This window comes from Streptomyces sp. JLYT201 (genome assembly GCF_059448825.1).
The window spans coordinates 4,302,324-4,317,431 of record NZ_CM182551.1; the positions used below are offsets into that span (position 1 = coordinate 4,302,324).

At 72.5% G+C, this 15,108-nt stretch carries 12 protein-coding genes; 9 read left to right on the forward strand and 3 right to left on the reverse strand.

Going from position 1 to position 15,108, the window contains the following annotated elements:
• Window positions 1-23 precede the first annotated feature (23 nt).
• The 7 genes from AC5WAM_RS17520 to AC5WAM_RS17550 all read left to right on the forward strand — a co-directional run bounded on the left by AC5WAM_RS17520 (window position 24) and on the right by AC5WAM_RS17550 (window position 5,333).
• Window positions 24-911, forward strand: coding sequence for a hypothetical protein (locus AC5WAM_RS17520; RefSeq protein WP_495523095.1), 888 nt, complete (start codon window positions 24-26; stop codon window positions 909-911).
• A complete protein-coding gene (locus AC5WAM_RS17525) occupies window positions 908-1,570 on the forward strand; it encodes a hypothetical protein (protein ID WP_495523096.1) in 663 nt (220 codons plus the stop codon). The genes AC5WAM_RS17520 and AC5WAM_RS17525 overlap by 4 nt, the downstream gene beginning before the upstream one ends.
• Before the next feature lie 251 nt (window positions 1,571-1,821).
• Window positions 1,822-2,142, forward strand: coding sequence for a hypothetical protein (locus AC5WAM_RS17530; RefSeq protein ID WP_138961220.1), 321 nt, complete (start codon window positions 1,822-1,824; stop codon window positions 2,140-2,142).
• Window positions 2,139-3,350, forward strand: coding sequence for a putative T7SS-secreted protein (locus AC5WAM_RS17535; RefSeq protein ID WP_366789049.1), 1,212 nt, complete (start codon window positions 2,139-2,141; stop codon window positions 3,348-3,350). The genes AC5WAM_RS17530 and AC5WAM_RS17535 overlap by 4 nt, the downstream gene beginning before the upstream one ends.
• 2 nt (window positions 3,351-3,352) lie before the next feature.
• Complete coding sequence (locus AC5WAM_RS17540; RefSeq protein WP_495523097.1) at window positions 3,353-4,012, forward strand: hypothetical protein; 660 nt, start codon at window positions 3,353-3,355, stop codon at window positions 4,010-4,012.
• Window positions 4,013-4,020: 8 nt separating this feature from the next.
• Complete coding sequence (locus tag AC5WAM_RS17545; protein WP_495523098.1) at window positions 4,021-4,737, forward strand: hypothetical protein; 717 nt, start codon at window positions 4,021-4,023, stop codon at window positions 4,735-4,737.
• A complete protein-coding gene (locus AC5WAM_RS17550) occupies window positions 4,734-5,333 on the forward strand; it encodes a hypothetical protein (RefSeq protein ID WP_495523099.1) in 600 nt (199 codons plus the stop codon). Before AC5WAM_RS17545 ends, AC5WAM_RS17550 begins: the two co-directional genes overlap by 4 nt.
• A gap of 96 nt (window positions 5,334-5,429) precedes the next feature.
• Here the strand turns inward: AC5WAM_RS17550 and AC5WAM_RS17555 are convergent, their stop codons facing one another.
• The gene (locus AC5WAM_RS17555; RefSeq protein ID WP_138961218.1) at window positions 5,430-5,729 is read right to left on the reverse strand and encodes a WXG100 family type VII secretion target; all 300 of its coding nucleotides are present in this window, start codon (window positions 5,727-5,729) and stop codon (window positions 5,430-5,432) included.
• A gap of 362 nt (window positions 5,730-6,091) precedes the next feature.
• On the opposite strand from AC5WAM_RS17555, the gene AC5WAM_RS17560 reads away from it, so the two are divergent.
• Window positions 6,092-10,681 (forward strand): FtsK/SpoIIIE domain-containing protein, encoded by a 4,590-nt coding sequence (locus AC5WAM_RS17560; protein ID WP_495523100.1) that lies wholly within the window; start codon window positions 6,092-6,094, stop codon window positions 10,679-10,681.
• 149 nt (window positions 10,682-10,830) lie between these two features.
• Here AC5WAM_RS17560 and AC5WAM_RS17565 read toward each other — a convergent pair whose 3' ends face one another.
• Window positions 10,831-12,531: a protein kinase domain-containing protein gene (locus AC5WAM_RS17565; RefSeq protein WP_495523101.1), complete on the reverse strand. Its 1,701-nt coding sequence runs from the start codon at window positions 12,529-12,531 to the stop codon at window positions 10,831-10,833.
• 145 nt (window positions 12,532-12,676) lie between these two features.
• Between AC5WAM_RS17565 and AC5WAM_RS17570 the strand changes: the two genes are divergently transcribed.
• The gene (locus tag AC5WAM_RS17570; RefSeq protein WP_495523102.1) at window positions 12,677-13,684 is read left to right on the forward strand and encodes an alpha/beta hydrolase; all 1,008 of its coding nucleotides are present in this window, start codon (window positions 12,677-12,679) and stop codon (window positions 13,682-13,684) included.
• A gap of 18 nt (window positions 13,685-13,702) precedes the next feature.
• On the opposite strand, the gene AC5WAM_RS17575 is transcribed toward AC5WAM_RS17570, so the two are convergent.
• Window positions 13,703-14,557, reverse strand: coding sequence for a menaquinone biosynthetic enzyme MqnA/MqnD family protein (locus tag AC5WAM_RS17575; RefSeq protein WP_242729058.1), 855 nt, complete (start codon window positions 14,555-14,557; stop codon window positions 13,703-13,705).
• Window positions 14,558-15,108: the final 551 nt, after the last annotated feature.

Below are 15,108 nucleotides of genomic sequence, written 5' to 3' on the forward strand. Positions count from 1 at the left end.
GGCAACTGCCGCACGGAGAATCCGTGCACACCCGGCACGACATCGCCTTCGCCACGGGGGTGGCCCCGAAGGTCGCCGGGCTGCGTTCTTTCCGGGGCCCCGACGGGCAGGACATCGAAGCGGAGCTGACCGGCGCCGGATGGCCGCCCGGCCCCGGCTTCCAGCGCCGGAACAAGGGCGAGCAGTCCGGCGTCCGAGTCCTGGACGTCGTCCTGCTCGGGGTCCCGCGGCTCATCAACGCGATCTCGAATGCCGCTGGTCCCGGCGGCTCCCTGGTGAAGGAGCCCAAGGGCCTGGGGCAGTCGCAGGAACCGCATCTTGAAGTGGACGACTTTCCCGTGGTGTACGCCGGTCCGGACGCTGTGGCGCGCACTCTTCCCTGGCAACTCGACCCCGCACGGCGGCCGAAGGGGTACCGCACCGACCTTTTGCTGACCGACCGGCGTCTGGTGATTCTCGGCCTCCCCGCCGGAAGTGATCCGACTTCGGCGCAGGAGCTGTGGAGCCTGCCCCGGAGCAGGGTGGCCGGTGCCGAACTGATGACGTTCTCCCAAGGGCCGTCCGATGTCCGGCTGCGTTTCACCGACGAGTCCTGGACCCGCTGGCGCGTCCGTGATGCTGCCCGGCTCGTGAGTCATGTCCGCGGAGAGAGAAGACCTGTCACGCGTGATCGCCTCACGCCTCAACAGCGTTCACGGGTCGCCGAATTGATGGCCCACCCGCCCCTTGAAGCGGGACGGTCCCTCGGCAAGGTGCACCCCGTCGAGGAGGAACCACAACTGGAACTTCTTTCCGGCGGAGTCGTCGCCGTCCACCTCCAGGTTCCGCTCTCGAACGGCGGCCGCATCCCGCTCACCGAACATCTGGACCCCTGCGGCTCCGACGTAGTTCCGGAGGGAGAGAATCCATGACCTCGGCATCGCGGCCGACGGGCGAGGAACTCGCTCCGGTCCTACTTCCCCCGCTGACCTTCGTGGTGCCGGACGGATTCCACGACGTTCCCGTCGACGCCTCAGCAGACGAACGCCACTCCTCCACCGCCGCGTTCGTACGCGGCCTCTATCCGGCGGGGGATGCCGAACTCCTGGAGTCGGCCACCCCGTACTACGAGCGGATCGCCACGCTGCTGTCGACCGCCGGGCTGCTCTACTCCGGCCTGGGAATCTTCGGTCTGGGTGCGGAGGGGGTGGCCCACTGCTCCTTGTCGGTGGCCGTCTGCGCATCGCGGCACGACGATACGGAGACGGCCGCTCAAGGAATGCTGGCCGTGCTCTCCGGCGACCCCCTGAATGACGCACGCTGGCTCGATCTGCCGTGCGGTCCGGCCATTTCGTGCGTATCGATGCGCGAACTCTCCGTGGACGCCGAGCAGACGACGGCGTCCGAGGAACAGCCGAAGATCATAACGGGGCAGATCCAGGTATACCTGCCCTTCCCCACCGGTCCCTACATGGCGGTCTTCACCCTCAGCACCGCGTCCATGCAGTGTTGGGGAGAGTTCTGCGACATGCTCACCGCAATCCTCCAGACGGTCTCGTTCACCGATCCCGACGCCCCCGACCACGCCTGAGCGACGCGCCAGCGGCTTCCCCGGACGTCGGCGGAATTGTCCGTCTCCCTCCCCCAGAACGAAACAAATTGGCGACAGCCCTGTCCGCTTGGGGTGGCTAAGTCAGGGCATATGGCGCCCTGTTGCCGGTGGTGTGTCTGGCGAGATCTCGATGGTCGCCGTTACCTTATTCCCTCTTGTCCGGGCCCTCGTAGCACCGCTCGGTGCGGAGGTCCGTCAGGCGTACGGGACGAGCAGGCACGGGGGAACCGATGAGTGACAGGACGAGGGCGGATCTCGGGATGATCCGGGACTGCTCGGACGCGTTGTTCCGGATTCACCGGGAGTTCAAGGAGAACAGCAACCCGGCCGACGAGTACGGCGACGCGCTCGGCAGCAAGAAGCTCCGGGACGTCTTCGACGACTTCTCCGGCACGTGGAAGAAGACGCGGAAGAAGCTGATGGCGGACATCGAGAAGCTCGCCAAGTTCACCGACTCCGCGGCCGACACGTACGACAAGGTCGACCACGAGCTGGCCGAGGCCCTCCGCAACGCCCGCAAGGAAGCCAAGGAAGCCAAGGGGAAGAAGTGACGCGCCCGACCGACTGGGAGCCGCTGCACGACGGCGACCCCGTTCCCGGTGATCCGTACGAGGTCGCGCGGCTCGGCAAGGAGCTGCGGAACATGGCCGACGAGATAGACAAGCAGGCCCGCAACATCAAGGCCCTCTCGTCGGTGGAGAGCTGGGACAGCGACGCCGGGCGCGCCTTCCACGAGATCGCGGACGGCACGTCGGGCCGGCTGAAGCGTTCCTTCGAGCGGTACGACGAGGCCGCGAAGGCCCTGGGCACGAAGGTCGTCGAGGGCGACACCGAGTCCAAGGAGTACGCCAGCGAGCTGTACCGCGCGCAGAAGGTGGCCGACAAGGCCCTGGAGAAGTACCGCGCGGCGCGGTCCGACCAGCAGACCGCGGTCGGCGACCTGGACAAGTACAAGGGCACCGTGCCGAGCAAGGACGACATCGGGGACCGCACGCGCCTGGAGAAGCAGCGCGACGAGGCGATGAGCGTCATCCGTGACTGCCACGGCGAGATCGCGCGCGCGAAGAGCATCCGCGACGACGCCGCGAGCGCGGCCGCCAAGCACATCAAGAACATCATCCACCACGACGGCGTCCGCGACCCGGGCGGCTTCATGAACTGGCTGGCCGACTGGGCCGACCGGTTCTCGAACCTGTCGGCGATCTTCGCGATCCTGGCGGTGATCTGTACGTTCGTGCCGCCGCTGCAAGTGCTCGCCCCGGTCTTCGCCGCCCTGTCCGTGGTGTGCAGCGCGGCGGCGCTCGCGGGGCACGCGTACGACATGTTCAAGCGGGGCGGGAAGCTCAACCTCCTGAAACTGGGCCTGGACGTGCTCGGCGTCATGCCGGGCCTCGGCGCCCTGAAGGGGTTCAGCGCGCTCAAGGGCCTCAAGGGCCTGGCGAAGCTGCGCGGGGTGCGCTTCAGCGGTCTGGGCGCGCTCAAGGGCGTGGGGTTCAAGTTCAACAACGGCATCGCCGTGAACCTCACCAACAAGATCCTCACCAAGGCGAAGCAGCTGCCCATCGCGGGCGAGAAGATCACCGCGGGCATCAAGACGGCCGGGTTCGGCAGCGCCCTGTACAAGATCTTCACCGGCAAGGACGGCGCCCGCACCGGCGACCCGGGCGACCCGGTGAAGCCGGCGAACCTGCCGCGGCCCTCGCCGCGCCCGGCGCCCACGCCCTCGCCGACGCCGTTCCGCACCGCGATGGCGCAGTAGCCGTGTCCGCGCCCTTCGACGAGCGGCCCCTGGGGCCCGGCGAGTACCGGGCCCGGGGGGACCTCGTCCGGTCGCTGGTCCCGGGCGCCGTGCTCGCCGCGGTGCCCGCGGCGCGCGCGGCCGCCGAGGCCGAGGGGCACCGGCTGCGGTTCGACTTCCTCGACGACGCGGCGGTCCTGGAGCTGCTGCGCCTTCGCCACCTCGACGAGGCGGCGCTGCACCGGGCCGGAGTGCGCCTCGGCGTCCCGACCGCGCTCGCCGCCTTCGCGCTGTTCGCGGGCTGGGGCGCGTACGTGCAGCACTGGGAGCCGGGCCGGGACCAGTACCTGTACTACGGCCTGTGCGGCGCGGCCTGCGTCCTCGTCGTCGTCCTGTACGCCGTCACGCTGACCCGGCACTGGGGCAGCCGCCCGCGCCGGCGGGTGCGGGCGCGGGCCGCCGCGTACCGCAGGATCGCGCACCTCGCCCGCGACGGCGGGGCCCGGCTGCCGGACGCGTACCCGCACTACGGCCCGTATCCCTTCGCGGCCCGCTTCCACCCCGAAGCCGAAGACGAAGCCGCCGACGGCGCCGACGACGGCGCCGCGGACGACGACCTGGACATGCCCACAGACCGGCGCGGAGATCCGCCCGGCGCGCCCGATGGGAAAGGCCCCCGATGAGTTCCGTGGTGTCCGAGACGACCGGGGTCGCGACCGCGGCCGGCGGCGAGCTGTTCCACGTCCGGTGGATCATGCCGGAAGGGTTCTTCGAACTCCCCACGGAGGCCGAGGACATCGACGAGCTCGCCGACAAGCTCATCGACCTGGCCCGGGAGATCCAGCCCAGGTCCACGCCAGAGATGCAGTACCTGTGGGCCGCGATGGTCGGGTCCACGTACGACGAACTGGTCGACGCCGGGGTGCAGTACGCCGGGTTCGTCGTCACCGAGGTCGACGACGTCCGCTGCACGGCCAACGTGTCCGTCGCGCTCGCCGACCTGCCGGACGAGGCCCGCTTCAGCCCGGTGGAGGGCACCGCGCGGGCGCTGCGCGCGCTCGGCCGGGGCGAGGTGGAGGAGCTGTCCCTGCCGTGCGGGCCCGGCGTGTCCTGGATCGGCTCGCGGCGGGCCGCCGTCGACGGGTCGCTCACGCCGTCCGGCGAGGAGGAGCCGTTCTGGACGTCCTTCATCAACGTCCAGGTGCCGCTGTCCAACGGCACCGCCGTGGTCCTGGAGATGTCCACGCCGACGATGGAGGGCTGGGACGTCTTCTCCAGCATGTTCGCGGGCGTCTGCCGGAGCCTGCAGCTCTTCGACGCCGCCGGGAACCCGGTGGACAGCAAGGGCCGACCCGTCGAGATAGCCGACATGGCCGACCTGGCCGACACAGGAGAGAGCGCGGAGTGACTGCCACGGATCCGCGGACGGAGCGCGTCGGAGCGGACGCACCGGAGCAGGTCGGGGCCGACGTACCGCCGGAGGACTACCGGCTGCTCGTCCCCCGCGACTGGTTCCGCATCGACCTCACGCTCGACCGCTGGCGGCCCCAGCTCAAGACGTTCGCCGACCGGCAGGCGGCCCGGCGCGGCATGTCCGCGCAGGCCGCGCGGGGGCTGTGGGCCACCCTGCGCAACACCGCGGAGAGCGGGGCGGCCCAGGGCGCCATCGAGCTGTTCCTGCGCTCGGAGATCAGCGACACGGGCGCGACCCCGGCCACGCTGCTCGTGTCCCTGCTGCCGATGTCCGGCGCGCTGTACGTCACCCCGCAGGAGCTGGCGCGGGGCGTCACCGAGCACCGGGGCGCGGGCACGGAGGTGTCCGTGACGCGGCTTCCCGCGGGCGAGACGGTCCGCGTGACGACGGCGACGACGCTGGACCTGTACGTCAACATGCCCGGAAGGGCGGGGTATTTGCTGCTCGCCTTCTCCGTGCCGCTGAGCGGTGTCGAGAGCTCCCTGGGCGGCCTGTGCGAGGCGATCGCGTCGTCGCTGCGCTGGGTCTGAGGCCGAAGGGACGGGCGGCCGGACAAAGGGGGCGGGGCGAGGGGAAGTTGTCCCTCGCCCCGCCCCTGCCGCTGCTGCCGTCGCCGGGCCCGGGGGCTAGCCCCGCGCGGCCTTGCCCAGCTCGTCGTCGATCTGCTCGAACTTGTCCGCGGCGGTCGTCAGGTAGTCGCCCATGCCGTCGAGGCCGTCGAGCATGTCCTTGGCGCCGCGCACGAACTCGTCGAAGTTCTCGTCGAACGCCTTCGAGGAGCTCTTGGTGACGTAGCCCGTCTCGACGAGGTTCGCGATGTACTTGCGGAGGCCGTCGAGCTTCTCCTTGAGCTTGTCCTTCTCCTTGACGACGTGCTTGGCCGCATCCCGCATGTCCTGGTATGTGACATCAAGGTCCTTGGACATGAAGCCCACTCCCTCCAACGCGCCGCAGGGCCAGCCCCCGTGGCTCCACTGATTGGTGCGAATCGCACCTGAAACGGCGCGAATCACGCTGTCGGCACGGCAGTTGCGCCCGAACGCACCCGGTGCGCCCCTCCGCCAGTGCGCCAGCAGCTTACGGGTGTGGTCATGGAGGGAATACCCCCGTTGAGTCACAGCTCTGCTATGAGCGCGTGCCGGGGTGGAAGTGCGGCGACTGCCGGGCGTTGCCGGTGGAAAGCGTGTGCCGACAACCCGTTGCCCCCGGCCGGGAGTGAGCGGTTATCGTCGCTTCCACTGTGGGCCGTGGTCCGGAAGCGGTCACGGGGGGCCGTGGGAGGACGAGCGTGCGTCTGACACTGACCGTCGTCGATCCGATCGGCGGCGGCTCCGCCGACGTCGTGCTCGACGCCGATCCCGACTCCTCCGTCAGGGACATAGCCGCCGAACTGGCCCGTACGGCGGGCCGGAGCGGCGCCCGGGTCATCCCCCTCGGCCAGCACCAGCCGACGCCCGACGGCGCGCCGGTGCTCTACGTCGACGGGTACGCCGTCGACCCCGGCGCCACGGTCGTCACCTCGCCGCTGCGCGAAGGCGCCGTCGTCAGCCTCCACGACCCCGCGGGCTGCGTGCCCGGCGAGCCGACCGGCCTGGTCGAGCTGCGCGTGGCGGGCGGCCCGGCCGCGGGCGCCGTGCACCGGCTCGGCATCGGCCGGTACGACATCGGCAGCGGCCCGGCGGCGTACGTGCGCGTCGACGACCCCGAACTCGCCGCCCGCGCCCTGACGTTGTCGGTCGCCACGGACGGCACCTGCCAGGTGGCCGTGCACGGCAGCGAGGAGCAGAGGGCCGAAGTCACTCTCGACGGAGTGAAGTTCACCGACGCCGAGGACGGCGCCTGGCCCCTCGGCGCGCAGATCGCCGCCGGAAACACCCTGTTCGAGCTCGTGCGGTACGCGCCGCCCGACGCGGCCCTCAAGTGGTCCGAGGACGGCGCGGGCCTCGACTACAACCGGCCGCCGCGGCTGCGCCCGCCCGAGCGGCAGACCACGTTCCGCCTGCCGTCCCCGCCACGCGACTTCGAGGCCCGGCCGCTGCCGTGGCTGATGGCCCTGTTCCCGCTGGTCGGCGCCGTGATCGCGGCGATGATCTTCAACCGCTGGTACTACCTCGTCATCGCCGGGCTGAGCCCGATCATGCTGTTCGGCAACTACTTCCTGGACAAGAAGCACGGCCGCAAGTCCCACGCCAAGCAGGTCAAGGAGTACAAGGAGACCAAGGCGCGGATCGAGAAGGACGCGCAGGACGCCCTGGTCGCCGAGCGGCTCGACCGGCGCCACGCGGTCCCCGACCCGGCGACCGTCCTCACCCTCGGCACCGGCCCGCGCACCCGTCTGTGGGAGCGGCGCCGCACCGACGCCGACCATCTGCTGCTGCGCTTCGGCACCGGCACGCTGCCGTCCGACGTCGTCCTCGACGACCCGGAGCAGGACGAGCACAAGCGCCAGGTCACCTGGACCATCGAGGACGCCCCGGTGGCCCTCGGCCTGAAGCAGCTCGGCGTCATCGGCCTGGCCGGGCCCGGCGACTCGGCGGCGGCCCTCGGCCGCTGGGCGGTGGCGCAGACCGCCGCGCTGCACAGCCCGATGGACGTCCAGTTCTACGTCCTGACCGAGAACTCCGCCCGGGAGTCCTGGGACTGGCTGCGCTGGCTGCCGCACGCCCGCCCCGGCAGCGGCCAGGACGTCAACGTGCTGATCGGCACGGACGCCGAGACCGTCGGCGCCCGCGTCGGCGAGCTGACGCAGGTCCTCGACGCCCGCGAGAAGGTCAAGCAGGAGACGCGGGGCCAGACCGGCGGGTTCACCGACCCGGACATCGTCGTCGTCTGGGACGGCTCGCGGCGCCTCCGCTCGCTGCCCGGCGTCGTCCGGATCCTGCGCGACGGCCCGGCCGTGGGCGTCTACGCGCTCTGCCTCGACACCGAGCAGCGGTTCCTGCCCGGCGAGTGCCAGGCCTTCGTCGTGGCCGAGCCCCGGGCGCGGGAGCTCGCGGACCCGGCCGCCGGGGCCGCGCCCGTGGCGGGCGGCATCCCGCCCCGGCCCGCCACCGCCCCGGCGGGCGGCGGCTTCCCCTCCTTCCACGCCTGGCACACCGCGGATGCCGAGGCCGACCGGGCGGGGACCGCCGACGAGCTGCGGCTGCGCGTCGAGCAGACCGGCACCCGGCGCCTGCTCGACGTACGCCCCGACTTCGTCTCGCCCGCCTGGTGCCTGCGCCTCGCGCGCGCCGTGTCGCCGCTGCGCGACATCAGCGGCGAGACCGAGGACTCGGCGCTGCCCGGCGCCAGCCGGCTGCTCGACGTGCTCCAGCTGGAGCCGCCGTCCCGTGAGGCCATCACCGCCCGCTGGCAGTCCGGCGGACAGTCCACGACGGCCGTCATCGGCGAGTCGTACGACGGTCCGTTCGGCATCGACCTGCGCAAGGACGGGCCGCACGGCCTGATCGCGGGCACCACCGGATCCGGCAAGTCGGAGCTCCTGCAGACCATCGTGGCCGCGCTCGCCGTGGCCAACACGCCAGAGAACATGACGTTCGTCCTCGTCGACTACAAGGGCGGCTCCGCGTTCAAGGACTGTGTGCAGCTGCCGCACACCGTCGGCATGGTCACCGACCTCGACGCGCACCTCGTCGAACGCGCCCTGGAGTCGCTCGGCGCCGAGCTGAAGCGGCGCGAGCACATCCTCGCCGACGCCGACGCCAAGGACATCGAGGACTACCAGGACCTGGTGCGCCGCGACCCCACGCGCGCGCCGGTGCCCCGGCTCCTCATCGTCATCGACGAGTTCGCCTCCATGGTCCGTGACCTGCCCGACTTCGTCACCGGCCTGGTCAACATCGCCCAGCGGGGCCGCTCCCTCGGCATCCACCTGCTCCTCGCCACGCAGCGGCCGAGCGGCGTCGTGTCGCCCGAGATCCGCGCCAACACCAATCTGCGCATCGCCCTGCGCGTCACCGACGGCGGCGAGTCGTCGGACGTCATCGACGCGCCCGACGCCGGGCACATCTCCAAGAACACGCCCGGCCGCGCCTACGTCCGCCTCGGCCACGCGTCCCTGGTGCCCTTCCAGTCCGGTCGCGTCGGCGGCCGTCGCCCCGGCGCCGCGGACCCGCAGGCGCTCGCGCCCTGGGCCGACGAACTCACCTGGCCGGGTCTAGGGCGCGCCACGGCCGCCCGGCCCGCGGCCCGGGCCCGCGAGGACGCGGAGATCACCGACCTGAAGGTCCTCGTCGACGCGGTCCGCGAGGCCACCGCGGCCCTCGCCATCCCCGCCCAGCACAGCCCCTGGCTGCCCGCCCTCGACGAGACGCTGCTGCTCGACGCCATCGCGTCGCCGCCCGCCCCCGCCGGTGCGCTGTCGCCCGCTCCGTACGGCGTCGAGGACCTGCCCGCCGACCAGGCGCGCCGCCCCGTCGTAGTGGACTTCGCGACCTTCGGGCACCTGATGATCGGCGGCGCCCCGCGCAGCGGCCGCTCCCAGGTGCTCCGCACGATCGCGGGCTCCCTCGCGCGCACGCACTCGTGCGCCGACGTCCACCTGTACGGCATCGACTGCGGCAACGGCGCGCTCAACGCGCTGACCCGGCTGCCGCACTGCGGCGCCGTCGTCAGCCGCAACCAGACCGAGCGCGTGGTCCGCCTCGTCAACCGGCTCAAGGGCGAACTCGGCCGCCGCCAGGACCTCCTAGCCGAGAAGGGCTACGCCGACATCGGCGAGCAGCGGGCCGGTGCCGCGGCCGACGAGCGCCTGCCGCACCTCGTGGTCCTCCTCGACCGCTGGGAGGGCTGGCTGCCCACGCTCGGCGAGATCGACCACGGCAGCCTGACCGACGAGGTCACCGCGCTGCTGCGGGAGGGCGCGAGCGTGGGCATCCACCTGGTCCTCACCGGCGACCGGCAGCTCCTCGTCGGCCGCGTCTCGTCCCTCACCGAGGACAAGTACGGCCTGCGGCTGGCCGACCGCTCCGACTTCTCCCTGCTCGGCATCCCCTCCCGCAAGGTGCCCGAGGAGATCCCCCCGGGCCGCGCCTTCCGCAACGAGAGCGGTACGGAGACGCAGTTCGCCCTGCTCTGCGAGGACGCCACCGGGCAGGGCCAGGCCGCCGCGCTGGCCGCCATCGGCGAGGCCGCCGCGGTCCGCGACGCCGACGTGCCGCGTCGGCTGCGCCCGTTCCGCGTCGACACGCTGCCCGGCCGGATCTCCTTCGACGAGGCCTGGGAGCTGCGGGACCCCGAGGCCTCGCGCTCGAAGCTGTGGGCCCTGATCGGCGTCGGCGGCGACGAACTCACGGGCCACGGGCCCGATCTGGCCGAGGGCGTGCCCGCCTTCGTCATCGCGGGCCCCGCCAAGTCCGGCCGCTCCACCGTCCTGATGAACGCCGCCCGCTCCTTCCTCGCGCAGGGCGTACGCCTCGTCGTCGCCGCGCCCCGCCAGTCCCCGCTGCGCGGGCTCGACGGCACCGAGGGCGTCCTGAAGGTCTTCACCGGCGACGACATCGACGAGGACGACCTGGAGGAGGCCATCGACTCGGCGACCCTCCGGTCGCCGATCGCCGTCCTCGTCGACGACGGCGAGATCCTGGAGGACTGCGACGCCGCGAGCCAGTTCAAGCGGATCATCCAGCGAGGGGCCGACGAGGGCCTCGCCCTCGTGCTCGCCGGGGACGAGGAGGACGTGTGCAGCGGCTTCTCCGGGTGGCAGGTCGACGCGAAGAAGGGGCGGCGGGGCATCCTGCTCTCCCCGCAGGACTCGTCCAGCGGCGACCTCATCGGCGTCCGCGTCTCCCGCAGCGTGGTCGGCGGCCCCGTGACCCCCGGCAAGGGCCTCCTCCACCTGGGCACGGGCGAAGCGGCGACGGTGACGACTCCGTTGTAACAGGGGCCAGTTCCAGCCCGTCCGGCGTTTGAGGACGAGGCGCGAAGCGCCAAAAAGGGGCAGGGGCACGGGGGCGGCAGCCCCCGGTTCGGGAAGGGGCGCCCGCGTGCGGAGCGCGCTCATGGGCACAGCGGGGCGCCCCGCGAGGGTCAGCCCCGGACGCGCCGCAGCCGCGCCTCCGGGTCACCCGCCTTGGGATCCTCGGAGGTGTACTGGAGCTCCGTGCCCACGGGCCGCAGCCACACCGTGTGGGCGGTCTGCGAGCACCCCCCGCCGTTGGACTTCGCCCCGACCGCCTTCGCGGTCAGCTGCTTCTCCGTGGCCGACGTGAGCGTGAGGACGTCGACGCACGTACCGCCGATGAGGTCCGTCTGCGTCACCGTGCCGACCCGCTCCCCCGCCTTCGCCACCTGCCCGATGGTCACGTCGAAGGTGCCCAGGGCGACGAGGCCGTCCTGCGCGGCGGCCTTGCCGCGCCACTTGCCCAGATAGCTCTTGGGTACGAGGCCGTCGGCGGCGGGGGCGTCACCGGTGGCGGCGGGCGGCCGCTTCCCGGCGCTGCCGTCGCCGTCGCCGCCCGCGCCGGAACCGGGCAGCACGTCGAAGAGGAACACCGAGCCCACAAGGACCGCCGCGAGCGCCCCGGCCACGGCGAGGGCCACCGTGCAACTCACCCTCCGCCCACGGCCGTCCGGCGTCCCGGGCGCGGTCGTTGCCGCGACGGAGAGGGAGACCTTGCCGGGCGGGGTCGCGGCGGGCGGAGCCGCGGCGGGCGAGGACGGCACCGGGGACGGTCGCGCGTCGGCGGGGCCGCCGCGCGGAAGCGGAGCCGAAGACACCGCCGCTCCCGCCCCACCCGCCCCGTACGACGCGTCCGGCGGCCCGAACACCCCCACCGCGGGTCCCGCGAACGACACCGGCCCCGACGCCGCCGCACCCCCGGCGCCGTCCTCCTCGGCCTCCAGGTCGAGCAGCCGTACCGCGCTACGGCTCACGCGCTCCACCAGCGGACCCGGCAGCCAGCCCGCGGCCACCAGCGGGGCCGCCCCCTCGGGGGCGAGGCGGCGGGCGACCTCGGCCGGGGCGGGCCGCGCCGCCGCGTCCTTGGCCAGGCAGGCCGCGGCCAGATCCCGCAACTCGCCATCCAGAGAACCCAGTTCGGGCTCCTCGTGGACGACCTTGTAGAGCAGCGCAGCCGACGTGTCGCCGGCGAAGGGCGGCTCGCCCGTCGCCGCGTACACGAGTGAGGCGCCGAGCGAGAAGACGTCCGCCGCGCCCGTGGCGCCCTTGCCGAGGATCTGCTCCGGCGCCATGTAGCCGGGGGAGCCGATGGACACGCCGGTGGACGTGAGCGAGGCCGTGCCGTCCGTCGCGCGGGCGATGCCGAAGTCGATCAGACGCGGGCCGTCCAGGGTCAGCAGGACGTTGGAGGGCTTCACGTCGCGGTGGACGAGGCCGAGGGCGTGGACGTGCGCGAGCGCCTCCGCGAGGCCCGCGCCGAGGACGCGCGCGGAGTGCACGGGCAGCGGGCCCGCGTCCCGCACGGCCTCCGTCAGGGACGGGCCCGCCGCGTATCCGGTCGCGACCCAGGGCAGCGCGGCCTCGGGGTCGGCGTCCAGGACCGGGGCCGTCCACTGGCCGCCGACCCGCCGGGCCGCGTCGACCTCGCGGCGGAAGCGGGCGCGGAACTCCTCGTCGAGGGCGAAGTGCGGATGCACGACCTTCACCGCGACCGTGCGGCCGCCCGCGCTGCGGCCCACGTAGACACGGCCCATGCCGCCGGAGCCCAGCCGGCCGAGCAGTCGATAGGGCCCGACGGCCGCGGGTTCGTCCGGTTCGAGCGGGTGCATCGCGAAGGCCTCCCCCTGGTGCGCCGTACGCGGACCACTGCCACGGATCAGCCTACGACCCGGGGAACCCGCGCCCGGGTTTCTCCCTCTACCCAGAAGGAATTGACCGTATTGCCGTCCTTGTCCCCAGGTTCGTCGAGGTCGTATGAACATCCGCCGCACCACCGTCGCCCTGACCGCCGCGCTCGCCGCCGCCGCTGCCCTCCTCACCGGCTGCTCGTCCGACGGGGGCGAGCCCATGCGCTTCGACAGCGCCTCCGCCCCGGCCCCCGCCAAGGGCCACGGGAGCGAGCACGCGGGCATCCGGCTCCCCACCGGGCCCCGCGCCTCCTTCACCACCGAGAGCACCCTCGACGACGGCACCAAGATCGGCGTCACCACGCTGCACGGCAAGAAGTCGGGCTTCACCGGAAAGGTCTGGGTCTGGGCGCCGAAACAGTACTTCGACCCGAAGTACTCCCGCAGCGGCTTTCCCGTACTCATCGCGCTGCCCGGCGGCCCCGGTTACCCCAATAACTACTGGATGGGCACGGACCTGAAGCTGGAGAGCTCCATCGCCAAGTGGTCGCGGGAGGGAAAGAGCCAGCCGTTCATCGTGGTGATGCCCGTGCTCAATCCCGACGACAAGTTCTATTACGACGGCAGTGACATACCGGGCCAGCCGAAAATGGGCACCTGGATGACCGAGGACGTACCGGATTTCGTCAAGGCGAATTTCCGCACCTTCACGTCCCGCGACGGGTGGGGCTTCATGGGGTCCTCCTCGGGCGGTTTCGTGGGCCTGAAGTCCGTCCTGAAGCACCCGGAGAAGTTCAGGGCCGTGATCGCGTCGGGCCCGGACACCGTGCCGGACTCGCCGCTCTGGCGCGGACACGAGCCGCAGCGGCTCGCCAACGACCCGGGGCGCCTGGCCGAGCGCCTCATCCGGCGCGGCGGACCCGAGGTCGACATCGCCTTCCAGGTCGGCACCGCGGAGTCCGGGCAGCCGAACCTGCGGGCGTTCATGCAGAAGTACGGCAAGGGGCCGGTCAAGACCCGGCTCAACGTCATCCAGGGCGGCACCCACAGCGCCCGCTCGTACGTCCCCGCCATGGACGACGGGCCGATCCAGTGGATCAGCAGGAAGATGAAGGGCCCGGTCCCCAACGGCTGAGGTCCGGGCCCGGCGCGGCTACGGCCGCAGCAGCTCCACCTTCACGTCCCCGGGGAAGCCCGTCGTCGGCCCCACCCGGCGCGCGAACTCCGTGACGCCCTCCAGCTGCGCGCCGCCGAAGCGGAAGTCGAGCGTCGTGAAGTACCGCTCCAGGACGCCCGCGTCGAAGGACTCCCAGCGCGAGGCCTGCTCCGCGACCTTCGCGACCTCCTCCAGGGACAGGTCACGGGAGGCCAGGAACGCCTTGTGCACCTCGCGGACCACCTCGGGCTCGCGCGCGAGGTAGTCGCGGCGTGCCGCCCACACCGCGAAGACGAACGGCAGGCCCGTCCAGTCCTTCCACATCTGCCCGAGGTCGTGCACCTCCAGGCCGAGCTTGGGGGCGTCGATCAGGTTCGCGCGCAGCGCCGCGTCCCCGATCAGGACGGCCGCGTCCGCCTCCTGCATCATCAGGCCGAGGTCGGGCGGGCAGGTGTAGTACTCGGGGCGCACGCCGTGGCGCTCGGCGAGCAGCAGCTGCGCCAGGCGCACGGAGGTGCGCGAGGTGGAGCCGAGCGCCACCCGCGCCCCGTCCAGGCGGTCGAGCGGCACCTGCGAGACGATCACGCACGACATGACCGGGCCGTCGCAGCCCACGGCCAGGTCGGGGAAGGCCACCAGGTCGTCGGCGTTGCGCAGGAACTCGACCAGGGTGACGGGGCCGACGTCGAGGTCGCCGCGCACGAGCTGCTCGCTGAGCTTCTCCGGGGTGTCCTTGGTGAGCTCGAAGTCGAGGAGGGTGCCGGTCCGCGCGAGGCCCCAGTACAGGGGCATGCAGTTCAGGAACTGGATGTGGCCGACGCGCGGCCGGGCGGTGCGGCGGGAGCTGGGGATGGGGTACCCCCTGCCCGAGCGCGACCGAGGGCTTGGGGAGGGGTCGGCGTCGACCGCCCCGCCCGAGGTGTCAGCGGGAGAATTGTCCACATCCGTGAGGCTAGCCCTCGTGCACCACGGAGCGAGCGCCGGGTCCCGCGGGGGCCGGGGCCGCGCTTCTCCGCGCCCCGCCCCGCGCCGTCGCCGGGGCCCGACCGGGGGGCGCTCCGAGGGCCGCCCCGGCGCCCTCTCCGGGTCCACCCCGGGGGCCTGCCCCGCGCCCGTCCGGGGTCTGCCCTGGGGGCCACCCGGCCTCCTTCCAGGGGGCCCGCCCGGCGCTCGGCCGAGGGGCTGCCCGACGCCCTGCTGTAGGCCCGCACTGGGGGCTCACCTCGCGCTTTCGCCGCGGCTCCCGCCAAGGCCTCGACGGGCCCGTGTCAACCCGGCGCGAGGGGCCGTCAAACCTCCGAGTGACGTGATCTTGATCCCTATTGCTTCCGGGTGCCTGCGTGCTAAGCTCGCCGCAAGTTGCAGTTTGGTTTCCCTTGCAGTACAGAGCCTGCGGAGCATGT